The 20,627-nt window shown below is 55.3% G+C and carries 22 protein-coding genes; 10 read left to right on the top strand and 12 right to left on the bottom strand.

Annotation, left to right across the window (positions count from 1 at the left end; genetic code table 11):
- Positions 1–149 precede the first annotated feature (149 nt).
- The 7 genes from KU306_RS02540 to KU306_RS02510 form a co-directional block, all read right to left on the bottom strand.
- The gene (locus KU306_RS02540) at positions 150–1,304 is read right to left on the bottom strand and encodes a hypothetical protein (protein WP_258302784.1); all 1,155 of its coding nucleotides are present in this window, start codon (positions 1,302–1,304) and stop codon (positions 150–152) included.
- A complete protein-coding gene (locus tag KU306_RS02535) occupies positions 1,301–2,056 on the bottom strand; it encodes a DUF8125 domain-containing protein (RefSeq protein WP_258302783.1) in 756 nt (251 codons plus the stop codon). Before KU306_RS02535 ends, KU306_RS02540 begins: the two co-directional genes overlap by 4 nt.
- Complete coding sequence (locus KU306_RS02530) at positions 2,056–2,631, bottom strand: DUF8063 family protein (RefSeq protein WP_258302782.1); 576 nt, start codon at positions 2,629–2,631, stop codon at positions 2,056–2,058. Before KU306_RS02530 ends, KU306_RS02535 begins: the two co-directional genes overlap by 1 nt.
- Before the next feature lie 53 nt (positions 2,632–2,684).
- Positions 2,685–4,409 (bottom strand): Env/VP5 family phage fusion protein, encoded by a 1,725-nt coding sequence (locus KU306_RS02525; RefSeq protein WP_258302781.1) that lies wholly within the window; start codon positions 4,407–4,409, stop codon positions 2,685–2,687.
- Between the two features lie 89 nt (positions 4,410–4,498).
- On the bottom strand, positions 4,499–5,029 hold the full coding sequence (locus tag KU306_RS02520) for a hypothetical protein (RefSeq protein WP_258302780.1): 531 nt from the start codon (positions 5,027–5,029) through the stop codon (positions 4,499–4,501).
- Complete coding sequence (locus KU306_RS02515) at positions 5,026–5,235, bottom strand: hypothetical protein (RefSeq protein ID WP_258302779.1); 210 nt, start codon at positions 5,233–5,235, stop codon at positions 5,026–5,028. Before KU306_RS02515 ends, KU306_RS02520 begins: the two co-directional genes overlap by 4 nt.
- Complete coding sequence (locus KU306_RS02510; RefSeq protein WP_258302778.1) at positions 5,235–5,642, bottom strand: DUF8023 family protein; 408 nt, start codon at positions 5,640–5,642, stop codon at positions 5,235–5,237. Before KU306_RS02510 ends, KU306_RS02515 begins: the two co-directional genes overlap by 1 nt.
- Positions 5,643–5,773: 131 nt before the next feature.
- On the opposite strand from KU306_RS02510, the gene KU306_RS02505 reads away from it, so the two are divergent.
- Positions 5,774–5,977: a DUF8053 family protein gene (locus KU306_RS02505; RefSeq protein ID WP_258302777.1), complete on the top strand. Its 204-nt coding sequence runs from the start codon at positions 5,774–5,776 to the stop codon at positions 5,975–5,977.
- A gap of 58 nt (positions 5,978–6,035) precedes the next feature.
- Here KU306_RS02505 and KU306_RS02500 read toward each other — a convergent pair whose 3' ends face one another.
- Together KU306_RS02500 and KU306_RS02495 are read right to left on the bottom strand one after the other, a co-directional pair.
- On the bottom strand, positions 6,036–6,521 hold the full coding sequence (locus KU306_RS02500; protein WP_258302776.1) for a hypothetical protein: 486 nt from the start codon (positions 6,519–6,521) through the stop codon (positions 6,036–6,038).
- Between the two features lie 3 nt (positions 6,522–6,524).
- On the bottom strand, positions 6,525–7,151 hold the full coding sequence (locus KU306_RS02495) for a hypothetical protein (protein ID WP_258302775.1): 627 nt from the start codon (positions 7,149–7,151) through the stop codon (positions 6,525–6,527).
- A gap of 435 nt (positions 7,152–7,586) precedes the next feature.
- On the opposite strand from KU306_RS02495, the gene KU306_RS19025 reads away from it, so the two are divergent.
- Positions 7,587–7,847, top strand: a complete 261-nt coding sequence (locus KU306_RS19025) for a DUF7386 family protein (protein WP_425499534.1) — start codon at positions 7,587–7,589, stop codon at positions 7,845–7,847.
- A gap of 56 nt (positions 7,848–7,903) precedes the next feature.
- Here the strand turns inward: KU306_RS19025 and KU306_RS02490 are convergent, their stop codons facing one another.
- Complete coding sequence (locus KU306_RS02490; protein ID WP_258302774.1) at positions 7,904–8,563, bottom strand: ribonuclease H-like domain-containing protein; 660 nt, start codon at positions 8,561–8,563, stop codon at positions 7,904–7,906.
- 348 nt (positions 8,564–8,911) lie between these two features.
- Here KU306_RS02490 and KU306_RS02485 point away from each other — a divergent pair, with 348 nt between their 5' ends.
- From KU306_RS02485 to KU306_RS02475, 3 genes are all read left to right on the top strand, one after another.
- On the top strand, positions 8,912–10,171 hold the full coding sequence (locus tag KU306_RS02485; RefSeq protein ID WP_258302773.1) for a DNA cytosine methyltransferase: 1,260 nt from the start codon (positions 8,912–8,914) through the stop codon (positions 10,169–10,171).
- Positions 10,172–10,271: 100 nt separating this feature from the next.
- A complete protein-coding gene (locus tag KU306_RS02480; protein WP_258302772.1) occupies positions 10,272–11,906 on the top strand; it encodes an ATP-binding protein in 1,635 nt (544 codons plus the stop codon).
- Between the two features lie 21 nt (positions 11,907–11,927).
- Positions 11,928–14,057: a hypothetical protein gene (locus KU306_RS02475; protein WP_258302771.1), complete on the top strand. Its 2,130-nt coding sequence runs from the start codon at positions 11,928–11,930 to the stop codon at positions 14,055–14,057.
- 342 nt (positions 14,058–14,399) lie between these two features.
- Here the strand turns inward: KU306_RS02475 and KU306_RS02470 are convergent, their stop codons facing one another.
- The gene (locus KU306_RS02470) at positions 14,400–14,666 is read right to left on the bottom strand and encodes a helix-turn-helix domain-containing protein (RefSeq protein ID WP_258302770.1); all 267 of its coding nucleotides are present in this window, start codon (positions 14,664–14,666) and stop codon (positions 14,400–14,402) included.
- Between the two features lie 478 nt (positions 14,667–15,144).
- On the opposite strand from KU306_RS02470, the gene KU306_RS02465 reads away from it, so the two are divergent.
- Positions 15,145–16,182 carry a tyrosine-type recombinase/integrase gene (locus KU306_RS02465; RefSeq protein WP_258302769.1) on the top strand — a complete coding sequence of 346 codons (1,038 nt, stop codon included), beginning with the start codon at positions 15,145–15,147 and terminating at the stop codon, positions 16,180–16,182.
- Positions 16,183–16,622: 440 nt separating this feature from the next.
- On the opposite strand, the gene KU306_RS19105 is transcribed toward KU306_RS02465, so the two are convergent.
- Complete coding sequence (locus KU306_RS19105) at positions 16,623–16,922, bottom strand: DUF8011 family protein (RefSeq protein ID WP_484494623.1); 300 nt, start codon at positions 16,920–16,922, stop codon at positions 16,623–16,625.
- 307 nt (positions 16,923–17,229) lie between these two features.
- Between KU306_RS19105 and KU306_RS02460 the strand changes: the two genes are divergently transcribed.
- The 4 genes from KU306_RS02460 to KU306_RS02445 all read left to right on the top strand — a co-directional run bounded on the left by KU306_RS02460 (position 17,230) and on the right by KU306_RS02445 (position 20,553).
- Positions 17,230–17,787: a hypothetical protein gene (locus KU306_RS02460; protein WP_258302768.1), complete on the top strand. Its 558-nt coding sequence runs from the start codon at positions 17,230–17,232 to the stop codon at positions 17,785–17,787.
- Between the two features lie 35 nt (positions 17,788–17,822).
- Entirely contained in the window at positions 17,823–18,332 is a 510-nt protein-coding gene (locus KU306_RS02455) for a hypothetical protein (protein ID WP_258302767.1), read from the top strand.
- A gap of 112 nt (positions 18,333–18,444) precedes the next feature.
- Positions 18,445–19,176, top strand: coding sequence for a profilin-fold protein (locus KU306_RS02450; protein WP_007541892.1), 732 nt, complete (start codon positions 18,445–18,447; stop codon positions 19,174–19,176).
- 108 nt (positions 19,177–19,284) lie between these two features.
- Complete coding sequence (locus KU306_RS02445; protein ID WP_258302766.1) at positions 19,285–20,553, top strand: aryl-sulfate sulfotransferase; 1,269 nt, start codon at positions 19,285–19,287, stop codon at positions 20,551–20,553.
- Positions 20,554–20,627 lie beyond the last annotated feature (74 nt).

Genomic DNA, 20,627 nt, shown 5'->3' with positions numbered 1-20,627 from the left:
CGCGCCGATATCCTCGAGGACAGAGACCAAAATTCCGGTTCCACGGGGGACGGGCCACCACCGGGGGACCGCCAATCGGCTCCACTGTGTAAGTAAGTATGCGACCACGGGGGGTGTGTGGTGGTGGTGATGGTCTGGGGTCGATGTCGTCATGCGCTTTCTCCATCTGGGGCCGCCACGAGGTCTCGATGTTGTCCCTTCTGCCACTCTCGCACTCTGTCGCCAACCCAAGAGGTCGAGTACGGAACGAGGTACTCGGTATCTTGGCTGTTCTCCTTGCCGATATCGGCGTAACTCATCCCGTCGTCGTTCCACGGGCGGGCGGCACGGATTGCTGTCGAGATTGCTTCCTTCCGCCTCGCGTCGTCGGCAGTCTCGATATCGTCCTGGTCGTCGTCAGACTCATCCTCGAGGTCGACGGCGAACGAGGAAGCCTCGTGTTCGTCGTACCGTTCGGCAGTGTCAGTGATGCCCTTGTACTCGGCCACTTCTTCGAATCTGTCTGTCGTGCCAGTCGATTCGAGGATTTTCACACGGCCGGGGTCAGCGCGAGACGGCTTCTCGAAGATTGCGGAGTAGAGTCGTCGGAGGTCTTTCGCGGTGTCCGCGCGGGTGTGGCCGACGATGAGTACCGAACCACGTTTCGCGTACTTGTCGCCGGATTCCTTCTTTCGGACGTACTTGAGCGCCTTGGCGAATCGGTCGGCAGACTGCGCCTCAGCACCGCGAGAGGTGAGCGACTGACTTCCCTCGTCGATGATGGCGAGAACCGGACCATCGAAATTCGCCATCTCGTCGAGCATCTCCCGAGCACCCGAGATGTGTGTCCCACCGTCCCACTTGATGTTCGTGACGACCTTCCCGCCAGTGACGGCTTTCCAGATACGACCGATATCGAGCGTCATCGCAGTCTTCCCGGAACCGGGTGGGCCGAGTACAGCACCGATTGCACCCTCGTCGGTGAGCATCCGGGCCATTCGGGTGAGACCTTCGTCGCCGTCTTTCGTCCTATCGACGAGACCGACCATACCCTGTAACTGCGATACGTTTCCGAACTCGTAGGCCGTGTTTATCGAGCGCGTCGCGGAAGAGGAGATGATAACCTCGGCCATGCGAGTATCGAGGAAGTTGCCCGCGCGGTCTGCCCAGAGTGAGCAGTAGTGGTTGAGGATATCGAGTGTGTGAGCGTCGTCGACGAGACCGGCGAACCGGCGGACGTACTCGGGTCTCTTGTCACCGAGTTCGCCCCGGAGATAGGTTCGGCCCTGTGCGGCGGCGTACTGGTCGTTTTTGCTATTGCTCATGGGCTTCCTCCGTCGTTGAGCATCGGGTCAACGGGCTCGAGGGCGTCACTGTCACCGTCGAACACGATGTCCATGCCAGCGAGGTCGTCCTCGAAGTCGTCGCTCGCGTCGTCCGACGAAAGTCGGTCGGGTAAGAGGTCCTCCGGTAGCGTCTCCGCAATCACTTCGTCGATAGTCTGACCGCCCATGTTCGGAGCGAGATGTCCCTCGAGGGCAGCGTTCTGTGCGGCCGCGCGTTGGCGGTCAAGTATCCGCACTATCGAGATGAGATTGTTCCTGATGTGCTGGCCGCGTCGGGCCTCCGGCTCGAGGTAGTTCATCATCTCGTTGATGATGTTGAGGGCCTCGTCGATGTCGTGGTGACCGACAATGTGTGAGTGCGGCCGCATCCCGCGCCACGTTCCGACTGCGAGGTTTCGCTCGTCGTCGTAGTGGTAACACTCGTAGGATTCGCCCTTGCTCTCAGTAAGCGGGTTGAGGCTTCCTGCCGCGACTTCCATCTCGACAAATTGGTCTTCTGAGAGTTCCCAGTGCTCTACTTTCTCGTCGTTACCGCCGTCGATGACGGCGAGCGAGACGGTCGGCGGGTCGGGTATGAGGTCGTCGATTTTTCCACTCGCGACGAGCGCGGCGATACCTGCGATAACGAACATCCCCACGGCGAGCGGTGTCCACTGCGGGAGTGCCACGTCGCCAGCGTAGACGGCCGCGGCACCGATACCGCCGAGTTTGAGGGCGTCGTTTCGCTTCATTAGAGCAACCTCTCCGCGGTCATCTCCTTGTCTTCGCGCTTCTTCTTCACGTACAGGAACGTCCCTGCGGCGGTGACGATTGCGGCCCCACCGACAAGCGCATTCGCAGTTCCCCACTTGACGGGTGGGTTCCCAGCTCGTACTGCGTCACTTCGGAGCGCGACGATTCCATCAGCGTTGCTCGAGGAGATCGTCACCGCGCTGGCTCCGTTGAAGTCCTCGGCGTTGAATTTCACCGTCGTCGTTCCGGGGGTCAGGGTCAAGCGGCGCATTCGGGCTTTCCCTGCCGCTTCGCCTTCTCCTTCACTAAGGATTCGCGAGAGTTTCCCGGCGTCAGTGATGGCTATTCGGGTCGGTAGTTCCGATTTGAACGTGATGTAGAACGTCCCGTTCTCGAATCGCCAATTAGTGATTGACGTCGTTTTCGAGAGTTCGATTGTTCGGTCTACTTCTGGCGTGCTCGACGGCGTGGCCGTCGTGGTCTGGTTTGCTTCCTGTGCGGCTACGGTGCCGGCAAGTGCGGGCGTTGCGACTGCGGTCAAGGTCAAGATAAGTATGAGTGTGATTCGGCGCATGGTTCGCTTCGGAAGGAGTCTCAGATGTGAGTTGTTTCGCGGGCGATTCGTGGTTAGTTACTTCCGAGTAGGTATATCGCTACGGCGGCGAGCGCCGCCATGATTCCTGTGTCTGTTCCCGAGAGTGAGCCGTCAATTAGACCACCGCCACCGCCGGATGGTTGGGATTCCTCATACATCTCGATGAGTTCGAGATAGCGGTCCTCGCGAGCCTGCCACTCTTCTTTGGTGATGTAGTTGGTGTCGTCGTGAGGTTGCGTTTTGGTGTAGTCAGCAGAACTTGACTCGTTCCCCTCCGGGTCCCGGAACGTGACTATCTCGAACGGTTGGTCGAGGAGAACCGTCTCGTACTGCGTTTCGTCGACGGTCGCCTCGTAGTCGATAGAATCGACGTTCGTGATTGCCGTGTCGAGTTGGGCAGACAGGTCAGCGTCCCACGTACTGTCACCGTTGTCGGTGAAGTCGTCAGCAGTGACGGTGGCCGTCTCTCCAGCAGTGGTGTGGATGAGGTACTCGGTGGCCTCGAACGGTTCGGACGTGAACGTGACGACACCGCCATCTATGCCAGAGTTGTAGGCGTCCCACGTACCCTGACCGAGGCTTACGTCGTAGGTGAGGTAGTACGAGTAACTGTCACTGGTCGGGTCGACCGTGCCGGTCGAGAGTGTCGTCTCACCCGTAACACCAAGATCTCCGTACAGCGTCGCGCCGATGTTCGGGAGGTAGACTTCTACCTCCTTTTCCATCTCGACAGCGATGTTGAGCGCCATCAGGTCAGCGATAGCCTGATTGAAGTCAGCGTCGTCGGACTTGAGAGCAGCGAGTTCGCTGGACGTGAGAAGATCCGTCGTGTCTAGTTCACCGGACTGAACTTGACCGTAGATGTTGGAAACCCACGTACCGAGACCAGTGCGGACGTTCTGGAACGCGGTTTCGAGGTCGTTCAACAGAGTGCTCCACGTTTCGTAGTGGAGGTAGTCGAAGTCTGCGGCGTCAGCGAGCACATCGACGCGAACGTCATCGGGGTTGTCCGAGGTGTCGTCGTGGATGAACTCTACCGGACTCCAGTGTGCTGTGCCGCCAGTGCCAGTCCACTCACCGCCGGAGAGGTCCCATCCGTCGGCAGAGAACTCGATGTTCTGTACCTGAAGGGTGGTCCCATCGGCGTGCGTGTACGCCGTGGTCGTGGAGTCATTCCAGTTGTTCCACGTCGAGTAGCCAGACGTGGTGGCGATTTTGAAGAAGTCGTCTTTGGCGACGGAGCCGTGATTCTCACAGGCCGTGAGCACGGAATAGAACTCGTTTACCGACTCGTTCCACGACTTGAGGAAGTTTCCGACGACCGTGGTTTCATAGGCGTCGACGGCGGCAGTCGCAGCATCGAGAGTCGCAGACTCGGTTTCGCCATTGTTGATGGCTTCGATTGCAGCGATTTTGCCGTCGCCGTAGGCAGCGTCTTCGATGCCTATGAGGATGTTTTGGTTGTCGATGAACGTGCTTTTGTTGTTCGACTCGCGAGCCTGTGCGGTGTTGTAACACTCGGTTTCGAGAGCTGAGGCAGTCAGGCCGTCAGCAGGTGCATCCGATCCGATTACCTCGAACTCACGCAGTGCCCACCCGAGGACGACTGCGCCACCGAGCGCAGCAGCGCCGATGACGATTGGTGCGATTGCTTCGGATTCTTGAACAGGCCCATCATCGAGAGACATCGAGCCGATGCCGCCAACGGCGAGACCGGTGGTTACCCCCGCGCCCCTGATGAAAGTTCGCCGCTTCATGCGCTACCCCCGACTGTGACCAGCAAGCCGATGAGCAAGACGTTCAGGAAGAACGACGCGCCTGCGAACAGTTCGAGTCTCATCGTAAGTTAGTCCCTCCCGGCGACGAACAGCAAGGCGAGAACCAGAATAGCGCCCGCACCGACCGACGAACTCCCGCCGTCGAGCCACCCACCACCAGACGACACCTCAGCGACGGTGCCGATGTCGATAGCGGCCGTCTCGATGTCCGACGAGTTCCCTTCGACGAGGACGCGGTAACTCGAGTAGTTCGCCGTGTCGATGGAGGTGTACTCGTACATCTCCGTCGAGTTGGCAGCCGCCTCGATCTGCACCTTGTCGACCTGCGTCTCGGTGCCGTTGTCGATGCCGTAGACGGTGACGTTCGCCGGCCCAGTCGCGTTGTACGTGTCGTTGTCGAGCTCGACGTACAGTGAGCGAGTGTCGTTCGTCACGTCGAGGGTTTCGTTGGCGAGTTCGTCGTCGGTGATGTTCGTGAAGTTGGCCGTATCAGTCGTCACCGTCGCGGCCGCGCCACCCGCGAGGGCGAGCGCCCCGATCGACGCGATGACCATGACCAGGAGACCGACCGCACCGATGTCTTTCCACGTCGCCGTCATTCGTCGAACACCTCAGTCACGCCGAGGTGGTCGGTGACGACGACAACGCCCGCAGCGCCGACGGCGATGTACCCGAGACCGACGTTGCTACCGAGCAGGTCGGCCATATAGTTCGTTCCGAGCAGTTCCGTTGCACCGTAGTTGATGGAGCCGACGGCCGCGCCGATCGTGGCGGCCATCTCGGCGTCGAGGTCGAGGTCCACCATTACAGAATCCACCCCGAGACGAACTGCCCGGTCAGGCTAATCCCCACGTAGAGGACGCCCCACAGGTCTTGCGACTGCACGAAGCTACTCACATCGGGTATGAACACCCATGCGACGAGAAGTCCGATAGAGCCGATGACGGACACGTAGTACCACTGGTCGAGTTTCTCTGCGTCTTCCTTCAGCGTCGAGAACGAGGTATTGTCGTTCGTTGCGACCGTGAAAATGAACGCGGCCGCGGTGAGGAGCGTCGCCAGGGTGACGCCGCTCCCACCGAGGTTGAACGCCACGTCGGAGAGTGTCACGTCGAAAAGCGACCACGATGCGATTCCAGCCATTGCCGATGCCCCGATGAACGTCGCCATCGTCGCGGCGGCGTCTTCAGGGTCGAAAGCCATCTTTGACATGTTACGAAGACGGCGGCCACCCGTTCTGCAATAACACTCAGCAAATCCTGAGTATTGGGCAACTCAACCCTATCGGGGTTCTCACCCCGTCCGAAGGATTAAGTACAGACGGGTGGCCGACCGCCGTGAAGATGTTCAGAAAACTTCGGAACCACGACGGAACGCCACTGATTGCGCTGGACAAAGACGAGTTAGAGATGGATGGTGTCCTCGAGGACGGTCAAGCATCGGATGGGAAGCAGATGCACGTGCAGCGACTTGGTGAGGGAGTGTATGTGGTTCGCGATGTTTCGGATGGAGGGATTGCGGAATTCCCTGAGTTAATGTTCAAATGACAGTCTCTATATTTTCTGCACTGAACAAACTTCGACGGTGGCATATGACCAATTCCTATTAAGTGAAAAGTTTCTCAGCATTTCCTAATACGAATAGGACAACATATACCATGAAAATTCCAATGATTGTCAAGTCACCATGGCAAAGTCTTAAGCCTGAGGCAACGATGGACAGGATGAATAAAATCACATACCCTACTGATAGAACCGTCACAAGTAGTGTTTTACCTAGTCGGTTATCCGAAATTTGTTCCTGTAAAACATCTTTGGCGGTTTTCTCACTTTCGTTATTCTTGTCCTCTGTCTCTGCCTGGTCTATCAAGTAGTAGATTATTCCTCCACCAACAGCTGCGATTATTGCTCCGACAAGATAGAGTGATTGAGGAAGCCCTGTATACACAAAATCTGAATAACCAACCGAAAATTTATATGTGCAAATTGGAAGGGATTGGAACCGTGCAGAGACGTAAAACAAGACGAATGCTGGGAGAAATAACGCCATTTTCTGGTTTTCGGTTATAATTTTCTCTAACCAGTCCATCATATTTTATCGGCTATCTTCACTGCCAACACGTCCGAGCATCAAGACGACAATAATCTGGATACACATCCACGTCACGGAAACTAACATCTCTATTGTCTGCTCATCTGCTCGGTGGAATAGTTCTGCTACGGAATCCCTCTTTTCTTGGATTTTGTCGCTTGATAATATTGAGTCTGCAGCACTCCTAACCCCGGAAGAGATGTTTCCACTATAGTTTGAGACGTATGTCGCAAGAAGATCGTAATATGTCGCCTCTACATTGTCTGCTACTTCTAAATCTCCATCTTCAAGATCCTCTTCTTCTGCTGTCGCGGCTTCCACATCTCTTGTGGCTGCCACGACCTTGTACATGTCCAAAACTGCAGTTTGGTTAAGAGACTCAACCTGGCGGAACAATTTTGGGTTAATTGAAATTGCAGCCGCTTGTTCAAGATTGCTGAAATCCAAAGAAGAGAATACCTGAGTCAGTTTTCGGTCAATTTCCTGATATTTGTCAATTGCCTCATATAATTTCCTGGTGTTGGTGTTTATCTGAGATAATGTTTTAATTGCAGAATCTAGGTCTTGTGTGGGTTGTCTGAAGGAATCATCTTCTTTGTCATCTCTGCCATCGTCTGCTTCGTCACTCATTGTAACCTGTTCCACATTATAAGAAAATAAATCATCAGGTTAGCACAATGAATCGGGTGAATCTCACGTGATGAATTATTAATCAGACTTTGAATTTGTCTTGTACTCTCTTGCTTGAATTATCGACCGAAACACCCATCACACAATGGGTGGCCGGTCTCCTCGATGCGTCGAACCAACCAATATTCGACCAGTAGCATCGTACGGAGGGGTCTTCGACTCCGCCCCCACGGGGTTGCCCGCGAATGTATACAGCATCCTCAATGTATGCACCTTTGTCGACGTCGACAGCAGTCACCGTGCATAGATTCGGACCGATTCGACCAGGTGCCCATCACGGTTGAGGTCGTGGGTCACCCGGAGTATAAGAAGAATCGACTCTCGTTCACTCCAGATTCACGCAAATCGACCCCCGGTGCATACGGTGATTCATAAATGACCAAGCGAACCAGCCTGAAGCTCACCGACGAACGACAATTGCTCTTAGACCGAGCTACAGAGATCGTTGCCAACGGTCTTGATGACGACCCGCCGATGTCGGTTGTACTTGATGCAGCGTTGACTCATTTGGTGGAATCGAAGGAGAACCTCGAGGATGTTCGAGACCGCTACCCACCGCAAGAGGTGAAGGACTGCTGCAATACTTCTGTTCTCGGGCTTCGGTACCGGACAAGTATCGAGAGTCGTTGGAGGTGAGCGACTGAAGGTTAACAGCTATCTCAACAAAGACTGGTAAAGTGGTTTTGAGTCGTTCAGTCGTTAGCAGGCACAGGCGGTTCCAATTCACCGATGTCGTAGTAGTACATCCGGAGATTCTTTTTGAGGTCGTCTCGGAGGTACTCCTCAACTGTTGTCATCAATTTCTCTGCAGTCACTTGATCGTTGTTAGCAACTGAATTGAGGAGTGCTGGTCCGAGCTCTTTTCCAAATCGCGTGTTGTCGAGCGGTTCTCCCTTCCACATTAGGGGCTCAGGTGACTCACCGTAGGCAACTAGTACCTCCTCAAGGCTAGGCCACTTCTCACCTCGCTGGTTTGCAAGGGCTTTGCGGTCATCGTGGAGTAGGTCGAGATGCGATTGTGGTGTATGAAGTTTGGGGTGGTCAATTGAGGCACCAAGGTGTTCCAGCCGTTCGTCACAAAACGGGAAATCGAAATCCCGGCCGTTGAAAGATACAAGATACCCCGCATCTATTTCGTCAAGCCAAGTGTACGCCTCTCGGATTAGAGCAGCTTCGTCAAGCGCGGGCTTTCGATGAAGAAGCTTGTACTCGGCATTCGAGAGTGGTGTCCCCCGTTCGTGGACGGCAAGCCCGATGGAGACTACCTCACCTTGAGAAGCGTCCCAGTGGGTTGTCTCGATATCAAACGTTGCGATACGGTCATAACCGAGGTCGTTTCTGTTAAACCTCATCAACCAATCCGTGTTGCTATTATATATTGAACATCTGGATAAACGAATTTTTGAATTGCGATGGAAAGTCAGGACCAGTTCAGAAACACACTCCTCGACTGGAGGCACGAGAATTATCGTTCACCGCGAGTTTAATCTCGCGTTGCTCGATTTCGGTGCGCCCATATGTTCCCGAGATAATCCGAAGTGTAGAGAGTGTCCTGTGAACAAGAAGTGTGAATATTATGATGATACTGGATGAGAATACCCCACCAACTAATTGGTCGCTATGAGTATTGAGAATAGTGACATTACGATTGCACAAAAAAGACGTCGGCTTTTTGTTGCTAGAGCCCGACATCTAATACAGTGAGTGGAGAACACGTGACGAAGCCAAAAGTCCTCGACCTGTTCTGTGGCGCAGGTGGTGCCTCTATGGGGTTTGTCAAGGCCGGGTTCGATGTAGTTGGTGCCGTAGATGCTGACGCAACGGCATTAGACACTTACGAGACAAATCTCTGTAATAAGGATCTGGACAGTTACCCCGGTTCTGTCTCTTTTGACGAACCGCTCCAAGCAGATCTGAGCCGAGAGTATGAGGACGCGAAAGTCGGCGGGGATCTACCATCGGTCACATTTGGTGATATTCTAGAGTTCTTTGACCTCGAGTCTGGCGAGGTAGACGTTATTTGTGGGTGCCCTCCCTGCCAAAACTTCAGTAGCCTAAGAGATACTGAACCTTGGCCAGACGGAAAACCGAAAGACAGCCTTCTTCGGGCATTTGTTGAACACGTTCAAGAAGAAGTTCCAGACTTTGTTGTCTTCGAGAATGTAAGTAACATCATGAACGCCGGGGACGATTTTCCCGGAGCGTACGTTGATTGGCTGATTCGGCAGATGGAAACTACGACTCGCGAGGGAGACTCAGAAGATGTCGGTGGATACGGCCACGATCTTCGGGTCGTTAACGCAGCCGACTACGGTGTCCCACAAAAGCGAAAACGTACGATTGGACTCTTCGCTTATGGTGCACCGAATGAAGACGTTCGGCTACCTGAAGCGACTCACGCCAAGAATCCACCCAGAGATAGCAATCTGAATGAGTGGAAAACGGTTCGGGATACAATCCGTCGCGACGATCTAAAGGAAGATTTAGAACTTGGACAGAAGCAAGTCGGAATTGACGGTTATCCAGATGACCCAGCACACCGTGCACGCCGCCACCGAAAAAGTACGGTTGAAATGGCAGAAGCAATCCGCAAACATGGCGGTAGTTGGATGGACCTCCGGGGCACCGACGAAGAACACCGCATCAAAAAGTGTCACGAAGACAGGGAATCTGGGGCATCTTCCGCTTACGGGATTATGGAATGGGACGAACCAGCGCCAACACTGACAACAAAATGTACGACCCCAAGTTCTGGGAGATTCACTCACCCCTCACAGAATCGTGGAATCACTTTCCGTGAGGCTGCATTACTGATGGATTTCCCACGTTGGTTCGAGCTTCCTTCAAGAAACGAGGATGCAGAAACAGTAGTTGGAAACGCTGTCCCCCCAACTCTAATCACGAAAGTTGCAGAAGAGATTCGGACTAGTAGGCAACGTCATACTACCGTTACTCAATAGCGACATTCGCAATCTTCTCTGCCTCTCCTCGTCATTCGAGTATTCGTTTTTTCGTTATTCCTCTCGCTTTTTACGAATACACCCGTTGCTGCGAATGTCGATGAAACAACCAGAAGACCTCAAAGGCGATTACATCGGTAGAACTGCCTCAGACGACAATGAGGCACCAGATTTCGAGGAGGTGCCCATTTGGATTGACCCGAGTAAGGATGGGTCGCAGTCTGGAACAGTGTTCGACAACGATGTTCCAGACCCGGATCTCAACTCTTTCGCGGTCATCGAACGCGGGAACGATAAGATCCTGCAATATGGACGCGTGAGTAGCGGGTACGAGTACAGTAGTCGAGCTGAACCGGGCATCCAGCAGCGAGATAAATCAATGGGTTACGAGGCACGAGAAATTCGGGAGAGCCCTCTCGATGAAGACGTATTCCGAGTAATTCGAGTCGAACTTCTCGGAGAAGTCAAATTTAAGGACGAGAGTGAACTCAAAGACCCGGACGAGAAGCGCTGGGAGCTTCGGAGACCAACCAAGCTACCTCAGGTCGGACAGAAAGTGTACGAACTCGGAGCATCCGAACTAGCAACTCTCCTCGAGATGCCCTCGGCAGAAGACGGCCTTGAGATCGGGTCAATTGAGTCGGGTGGGGAATCTGTCCCCTTCCGATTGGACCAGAAGTTCATATCAAGACACGTTGCGATCCTAGGAAGAACTGGCGTCGGTAAAACTCACACCGGCCACGTCATCATCGAAGAGATGATTCGACACAATCGTGACGAACAGGGTGTCCCTGTTGTCACCTTCGACGCCGAGGACGACGTCGGAAATATGGCCGAAGATGTCGGTGGGATCACGCTAAAACCCGAGGACGATACGATGCACGTCCCATTCCAAGTTATTGGCTGGAGTGAATACAGCCGATTTCTTGGCTCGATGGCGACTGAGAAACAGAGACAGGTCATCGCGAGAGCGTACTCACGAATTCACCGTGAAGCGCTCGAAAACCTAGAAAACGACGGTGAAATCGGAGTTGGGATTCGTGAATTCAAGCAGTACGTAATCGAGTCCGCTTCTAACTTCGACTACAATCGGACAGAGCAAGCAGTAATCAGGGCCACTTCGGTGATAACTGGCAGTTCGGTTCTTTCCGGTAGTATGAACGACTGGGAGGACTTACTCCGTGAGAATCCAATTGTGAACATCGATATTAGTGGCCTCGGTGATTCAAATCGTGGTATCGTCGTTTCTGCGGTAGCTCGTCTGTTGCGTATTCTGCGCACTGAGAACCAAGTCCCTCCGTTCATGCTTGCAATCGACGAAGCACACGAGTTCGTCCCTTCAGGTACCTCTAATCAGTCTACAGCTGTCGTTAGGGACCTCGTCAAAACTGCCCGACACATCGGTATCGGTGTGATGCTGATGACGCAGTCTCCATCGGAGCTCGACAGTCGAACGCTTCGAACGTGTAACACTTACATTACGTTGGCCCTATCCAAACCAGAGGTGAATGAAATAAAGGGTCTGTTGAGTGACCTCTCAGATCGGTCTCTAACTCAGATTCCAAACATGGAACGTGGACGAGCCTTCGTGGGCGCTGCACGCGATATAATGACGCACACAGTCCCGGTCGAGGTTCGTGGCCGCGAGACAGAAGGTGGTACGCCAACGCCAAATCTGTTCGAACGTTCAGAGACGTGGTTCGATCAGTCCGGTGGCCGACAGCAAGAAGAATAACAACGAGCACTATCGCAAACCATGACCGAACAAAGTATCCGGACCCTGATTAAAGAGGTACTGTCGAAAGTCGATGGGGGAGTTACCGTCGAAGAACTCCAGAGTCTACTGAAAGACGAGTACGGTGTTGACCGTGGAGAACGCTCTCTGCAGTCACTGCTCAAGCGGATGGTCGAAGCAGAAGACCTCGAGAGGGGACGAGTATCTACTGATGGTCCAGGCCGTCCCCCGTATTATTATTTTGTCCCCTCGAAAACTGATGATGAGAAAACATTAAGGCTCGGAACCGACATCCCAGACTATACTGCACTCAATGACCAGGAGGATTTAGTCCCGATGGACCTTCGGTCTCGTGGAGACATCTCTCTGCAGGAAGACGAACTGAAAAGCATTTCCGACCTCCCTGATGGTGTCTATTGGGATATCGTCGAAACCCAACTGGACAATTCAAAGCTCGTACAACGAATCAAGGAGGCTGCCCCCGAAATCGCAGATTTAGACCCCCTCGAGACGATATTGGACATGGTCGAGTGGACCGTTGATCAAATAAATGTCCTCGGTGAGAAACTGTGGGAATCTCATCAGGCAGGCGCCACGGGTCAACTCCGTGCTACTCGCGACCTATACGACGACCTCGCGGGTTGGGCCAAACGATATTTCCACGAGTTCTGGCAGTTAACTCGGTTTGACACGCAAGGCCCCGACATTCTTCGCATACCCGATCGTGACAGGTTCATCAACGCGGTAGACCGTGACGAGCTGAACTCTGTCAAAGCTAAATTCGATCGTAAAAAGGCAGCGAGCCGGTTGAAAAACCGACTGTTCGGCGACCGTCTCATCTGGAAGACGGAAATCGACGAGAACATCGTTGACGTAGTAGGCACTGACTCATCTGTAGCCAGAGTCTCGCTCCCGAATCGCTCTAGGCTTACGCCGGACACGGTCTTCGAACTGTACGCTGGCGCCGCAGCGCTAAATCACGACGAACGACGGTTCACCGATTTCGATTTCGACCCTAAGAACCTCAAAGAGTACCGTCAGAGAGAGGCCTTCAAAAAAGGGCTCTTGATGTCTCAGGACGCCATTCCACAGTTAGCCGAGAGCCAAGTTAAAAAAGCGAGATTCGCTGCACTAGACCTTAGACAGTACCTGGAGGTCACCCGAGTAATCAACGACATGGTCAACTGGCGGCCTCATGGCGACGTCAACGACAAATTAGGAGATTACACCGGCCCCGACGTGATGTACATGGATGGTCGCTTAACCCCGATCGTCCACCTTATGTCAGAGTTCACGTCCGACGACCTCTACGGTGAGTTGGTGCGAAGGCAGATGCGACAATTTGCTCGTGTGGCTAATCTCGCACACGACGACAACTGGGAAACAAATACGACTTTTGCCGGTGTGGTCAAAGAACCGGGAATTTCGTGGTTTTCACCAATTATCTTCTGGTTCCTCGAAACACAGTGTGATGATGATGTCGAGCGCGACCTGACGGGTACGATTCGCAACGTCTGTCAGCCGCCTCTCTCCGACGTGGTCCTTCCACACATCCTATTCCGTGGGTTATCCGAGGAGAATGGTGTACCCAACAGAGATGAAGTGTACACCACATTCAGAGTCTTGAGACGCTTCTTCGATAATTCCGTTCCTAAGCGAGATCTCCCCCCGGTCGGGATCGACGGAGAGCTGATAAATGTCGATTCAATCGACGGCTGGATGTCGTATTTCGAGGAAGTACAACGGCGGAAGAAAGAATTCAACAGAGAGACAATCGACCTAGAAAAGTATCGTAAGTTTGGATTTGCGAGTGCGTGTGCCAATGTCGGTAGTCTGATGTGCTACGCAGGACCGCCAAACTTGTACACCAGTCACCAGCGAACTCCGATTCGACTTCCCCGTATAGAGGTGCTCGTCAACCCTGCTGGAGATTCAGAAGATAAAATGAGGAAGGCCGTTTCAGCATTCGCGTCAAAGAACTACTCTGACGATGAGCACGCGATTGAGGGCTACGACCGGCTGTCTGAAGTACCGGTTGTCGTTCCACGAGTCATCGTCGAATCGGACAAAATTGCCAAATACGCTCGAGACAGAATCAGCGACGACGTCACGCACAATATCTATAAAGCAGTTCAGGAACTGAGCGAGTAGTTTCTGGTCATCCTATTTTAGCCCAATAGTCTGGCCTTACTTTGTCTGGGGGTCTAGGCTTCGGAATTGGCCGAATCAAACCCGCATTCACCTTCCCTTCGAGATACAACTGACCCCATCCAGTAATCTCGAACATATCAGCATCGGCATCGTCAATGAACGGTGCTGCCAACCCAGCATGACATAGAACGCGACATCGCTCTCTCACTTGGTGCAATGTCGTCTCGTCACCGAGCTCCCAGTGAATCGTATCTGGTGACCCCCAATCGTTCTCAAGGAGATACTCGAGAATCCTATCGTCCCAAATCGTCATCCAGTCTCCTGATTTACGTATCATGCAGTCTACGCGGATGCGGTGCCCTCCCCACCGTTCTCCCCGTTGAGTTCTTCGGCATCAAGATCGCCCTCAAGATAGTCCTCACCAATCGGAGTGATCACGTACACGCCGTTCCCGAGATGCTGCAGCATTCCCTTCTCTTTGAGACGTCGGAGCCGCCGAGAGACCTGAGACCGAGAGACTTGGAAATACCCGGATTTGTCTAGCTCACTGGGACTCGCAGAACCGTTCTCCTCGATATACTCGAGAATTCGGTCGTCCCAGATAGTCATCCACGAAGCCGATTTCCTCATTAACGGTGCATATGCGAACATTCAGTTACTATTCTACTGGTTGTTGCATAAAACCACAGATTGTTCATCCATGCACCGACCACAGCATTTATGCAGTGATGCTTGATACAGGAGTACGCGGAGCCAGAGGACGTGCCTTCGGCTGGTGGCGTTCTCTGTAAAACCTGAGTACGGTGTTGGTACCACCGCCCTCAGGATGCTCCGTCCATAGCCATGACGGAAGCAAGCAACGCGGGGCTGGAACCCCGCATAGCAATCGATGCGGTACTGTTTGAAAAGAGCGACGAGTGCGCGAGTCGTCAGACGGGGACAGTGGACGGCCATTCGCTGAGAGGTCCCTGCTTCGCCTGCAACAACGTTCGCGCTCTCGACGATGACGGTCACTGTTCTGAGTGTCGTCTCGTCGAAGAACGACTCGCTGCACCAGAGACCAAAGTCGACTCGCGGGTGAGTAGCCATGACTGAGCGTCGTCGTGACCCCGGTGCGCTCAAACCGCGAGAGGCAGCGAGCCGGTATCTTCGCCGACGTCGTGCTGACTCGACGGACGCGAGTGTCGATTCGTGGAAGTACCGCCTACGCTTGTTCGTCCAGTGGGCGGAAGGCGTCGGCATCGAGACCGTGAGCCAGTTCCGCGGGTATGACCTGGACGAGTACTTCGAGTTGCGGAGTGCAGCAGTTGCACCGGCCACCCTCGAAGGCGAGATGTGGACGCTTCGGAAGTTCTTCGAGTACCTCGAGCAGCTCGAAGCCGTCGACGACGGTATCGCACAGTCGGTCCGGATTCCCGATATCGACGACGAAGACCGGACGGACGACACGCAACTCGAAGCACCGGATGCGATTGCACTCCTCCAGTTCTACAGACAGAGCGACGTCCACCGAGCGAGTCGGAATCACGTCTTCCTCGAACTGGCGTGGTACACCGGGGCCCGTCAGGGTGGGATTCGTGCGCTCGACCTTCGTGACCTGTTCCTCGACGAGGATTACATCGAGTTCCGTCACCGTCCGGAGACGGACACACCACTGAAGAACAAGCGGAACGGTGAGCGCCCGGTGGCAATCCCGACAGAAGTCTCAGAGGTGATTCGGGAGTACGTCGATGGAAAGCGCTACGACGTCCACGACGAACACCAGCGACAACCCTTGCTCGCAAGCATGGACGGTCGACCGAAGACCAACACGATTCGGATGTGGTCGTACCTCGCGACACTTCCGTGTCTTCACGGTCCGTGCCCGCACGGACGAGATTCCGATACCTGTGAGATGACCAAGTTCGCACATGCGAGTAAGTGTCCGTCCTCGAGGTCGCCACACAAGATTCGGACGGGCTCGATTACGTGGCAGTTGGACTCTGGACTTCCTCCGGAGATTGTTGCGGAACGAGTGAACGCTGGTATCGACGTCATCAAGAAGCACTACGACGCGGCCACCGCGTTCGAGCGGATGGAGCGCCGTCGGCGGCAGTACATCGACCACCTGGAGATCGACCAATGATCTCGATTTCGAACCCCGTTTTCGATTCAGTCGAGAGCATCGTTGTCCGTCGTGGTCTGGGGGTTAGGTCCGCACTGAGCCGGCCCATATTCTCCCCACCTCTCACAGACCACGAGCGACAGCGAGTGGTCCGAGAGGTGGTGGAGATCTCACCCGGTGAAGATTCGAATCAGGGAACGAACGAAGTGAGTGACCGTGGTTCACGCGAGCATAGCGAGCGTGAAGATGCGAGACGGAGTCTCGCTGGATTCGAATCTGAGCCGTTCCCGCGAACGGAGTGAGCGGGTGCTTGTGACGAGCGAAGCGAGTCACAGTGGCCCATTTCCACCCCACCTGTCGTAGGGTCGTTTCGTCACCAAATTCCCCGAAATAGACGCTGGAAACCACCGCTGCTCTCGACAAGATACTCCAGAATTCTCTCGTCTCAAATCGTCATCCAGTCACCCGATAACGAATTCCGGAGTGATGAGTGTGGCACCAAGAAACCCGACCAGTAAGAACATTGTTGTGAGGCGAAGCACACCGGCCGTCTTCCGTCGGTGTTTTGGAAGGGACTCAGCCATCCCCGACAGGGTGAACCCGGCGACGAGGACGAGTATCCAACTGCTCGATGTGGAATTCGGGGGCAGACTGAAATACAGGTACGTGACCAAGAAGACGACTGCTCCGGAGAACTGAATGAGCGCATTTGGACGGCCGGAGGGTTCACTGAACACAACGTCAGTGATTATGGAGGGCATCAAACAAGTACTCAAATTCGAGGCCTAAATAGTAGGTGTGTTGACTTCTTCTTCACCACAGGACTCGACAGTTGCAACAGTGTACATCCACTTTTCTCCACGATGAAATGACGGCTACCAACAAGGTTATGACACTCATTTCACACCTTTTCGTATGGATAGGCGGTCTCTGATTAAGGCCCTCCCACTCGGTTTGATTTCACTTTTGTCTGGGTGTAGTGGGCATCCGCTTCCGCCCCCACGAGGGACGGTAATTGGTCGAACCGTCGTTGGTCAGCGTGAGGGGCGCAGCGTTCGCATCGGGAGTGTGAACCAGAGTCCCCGAAGCAACTCGGATAGTCCAGAAACGACCGGCGCACCTATCGGATTCGTTCTGAACGATTCGACGTACGAGGACGTGTCTGAGGCGTACGACGACGTAGAATGCTACGTTTCGATTCGCCACGAAGGATACGACGGACTCAGAAACGTTCCCGCAACGGGCGACGTCATCCACTACGCTACTGACAGAACGCTGTTCAACGCGGCCCAATTTGGCGACTTTGTCGTCATCACGACAGGCCTCGATAATTCACTCACGGGATTCCATCGTATCGTCAGAAGCGGCCGGGTCGTTCGCAAACCTACACAAGTGAGTGACACTGACGCCGATGTTGCCTCCGAGTATCCGGGGTACATCGTCTTGAGCCACAACTTCGAGAGTGGCGCTTCACGAAAACGATATCTGGCGACTCGAAACGTGTACTCGAACGTCGAACGCGGCCAGACGAGTACATTCGGACTCCAGCGTGAGTCGACCCCCTCTGGAACACACTACCTCTATCTGGACGCTCTCGACCCATCTCACTCGTGGACTCTCTTATAGCTCGATTTATTTCCTCGCCTCTACACTTCCGAGTCGTGAACACGAACGAGCGAACCGTCTCTCGTTTTTTCGTCTTCCTCGGCGCAGTCGTCGCGGCCGTGTTGCTCCTGCGAGTCTACTACGTGCTCATCGACTACCTCGGACACGAGGGCATCGTGGACAACGTGCTCTCGCTGCAAGTCCAGTTCATCGTCGCCGCGGCCGTGTCTATCGTCCTATCGCAACTGCTTCGCATCTCTCGCTTCGTCGCCGACCAACTCGAACACAGAACGAGGCTCGTCACGGAGCCGAACGAGAAAGTGTTCTACGCCGGATTCGTACTCGTGTTCTGTCTGTTCCAACTCGTCGGGGCGATACAGGCGATATTCCGCCCGGCCGTGTACACCATCGTTCTCGAATCCCTCTTCGATTGGTCGCTCAACGTCGAACTGCGGCCGAACAACACGGTCGTGCTCGGAATCCTGTCGAGTCTCTCTATCGGTGCGTACTCACTGTTCATGGACTGCTGGGCGTTGCTTTGGAGTGGCGAGTTGGACGACTTCTAGACGCACGCGCTTCTTTCGGCTCTCTGTCTCGCTTTCGACCATCGTGCTCACGCCCGAGTGTCACTCACTTCTGACCACCTCGTTTATCCCCACCTGTCCCCTCCATTCGACGATGACTGACGCCCTCTCCTTCGACGTGACCAGCGTCGAGGACGTCGCCGCCAACCGCGACGAAGTCGTCTCGGCGGTGCAAGCCCACGCCGGGACAATCGCGCGCGAACTCGCCATCCTCCAGGGCGGCGACTACGGACAGGAGACGTTCAAGACACGCCGTGGAACGTGGACGCTGAAGTACGAAGCCGGTGCCATCCAGTACCTTCGATTCAAGGGAAAATCCGGCGGCGAGACCTACGTCGTCTCGACCAAGCAACCCCCCGAGCCGAAGCCGTTGGCGACGGCGATGCAGGACTACCCGGCGTTCGTCGAGGCGTACAACGAGCACGTCGAATCGCTCGACGGCGTCCTCGACGACGTGCCGACCGAGTTCCCGTCGGTCACGACGACCGAAGAACTCGTCTCCGAGCGCGACCGTATCGTCTCGACCATTCGCGAGGTATCGAACACCATCGCGGGCGAACTGACGCGATTCGACGGCGAGTACGGGACCTTCGCACAGCGCGTCAACGGAACCCGCTGGGAGCTGAAATGGGACGGCCCGCAGGCGTCGTATCTCCGGGTCGGCGGTGAAGGTGGCGTCTATCTGGTCTCGCAGTACCAGCCACCGTCAGCACCGGACGTGCGGGAACTCGCCGAGGGCTTTGTCGGATTCGTCGAAGCGTACAACGAGTACGTCGAAGAGTTAGAAGCTGACTTGGCGACGGTCTCGTTCGAAGACGCGACGTGACGTAACGCATTTTGTGGTCAGGGTGCGGCGGTGTCCAGGTCCTGCCGAACCCATCGCCTGCGCTGTATTTCCGAACGCTTATCGCGCTCGTTTCGCACATCAACACCGATGGCGAGTCAATCGAGTGGACGAGTGGGAATTGCGCTCGTCCTCGTCGGAGTCGTGGCTGTCGTGGCGACAGTCGGTCTGGGTGCAGCCTTCGCGCCCGACATCGGTGCCGCGACGAACAGCGACGACGCGCAGCAAGCCCGAACGACGCTTGTCGGGTCACAGGGTGGTGGGCCCGGACTCCACGAAGACGGGAGCGTCTACCTCCTCAACGACACCTCCGTCTCGTGGCGCGTCGCCGACGCCGATAGCTACTTCGACGTGACGAAATTAGAAGACGGCCGCATCGCCGCGGGCTTCATGCACAGCGGCTACGAGGAGTGTGGCCCGTACGAATCACCGTGTACCCACACCGGGTATCGAATCATCGACCCTGACGCAGAGGGCGGCGCACAGACCGTCGAGGAGTGGAGTTTCCCCGTTCGGTCGCGCGCGAACAGCGAGGTCCACGACGTGGAAGTCCTCGACTCGGGCGAGATACTCATGACCGACATGGACCGCGAGCGCGTCTTTACGGTCCGTGACGGCGAGGTGACGTGGCAGTGGAACGCCTCGTCGATGTACGACGCCCCCGCCGACCCGACCAAGACCGACTGGCTCCACATCAACGACGTGGACGTCATCGGCGAGGACCGCTATCTCGTCTCGGTCCGGAACGCGAACCAGTTGGTCATCATCGAGCGCGGTTCGGGCGTCGTCGACGTCATCAACGAAGACGACGACGGCGACGGCAAGGGCGACCCCGAGGTCATGCTCCGCCAGCACAACCCGCAGTGGTTGGGCGACGGTGCAGTTCTCGTCGCCGACAGCGAGAACAACCGCATCATCGAACTCCACGAGAACGACGCTGGCGACTGGGAAATCGCGTGGTCGGTTCGGAGCGCACAGGGCGTCTCCTTCCGGTGGCCCCGCGACGCCGACCGCCTGCCGAACGGCAACACGCTCATCACCGACTCGGCGAACCAGCGCATCGTCGAGGTAAACCGCACCGGGACAGTCGTCTGGAGCGTCAAGACCGACCTCATCCCGTACGAGGCAGAGCGCCTCCCAGTCGGTGAGACGGTCGGCGGCCCACAGTCCGATGCGGCACTGGATGACGAACACGAGTCCGAGGAGATTCCGGTCCTCTCGCCGCTCCTCACGGGCATTCGAGCGAGCTATCCGCTTCCGTACTGGCTCGCCGAGGGGCACCTCGCGGGCGTCCTCTTCGGACTGCTCTCGATGTGCGCCGGGTCGGGTATCGTCGTTCGGAATCGAATCGACTGGTAATTCGGAATCGAACCGACTGGTAATCGCCACTCTGTCACCTCCTTCACGGGGGTGACCGCGACACTTTTGCACCC

The sequence above is a fragment of the Haloferax larsenii genome, assembly GCF_024730625.1.
Classification (GTDB): Archaea; Halobacteriota; Halobacteria; order Halobacteriales; family Haloferacaceae; genus Haloferax; species Haloferax larsenii.
Note: the sequence above shows the minus strand (reverse complement) of the source record. Positions and strands in the feature narration are given on the sequence as shown.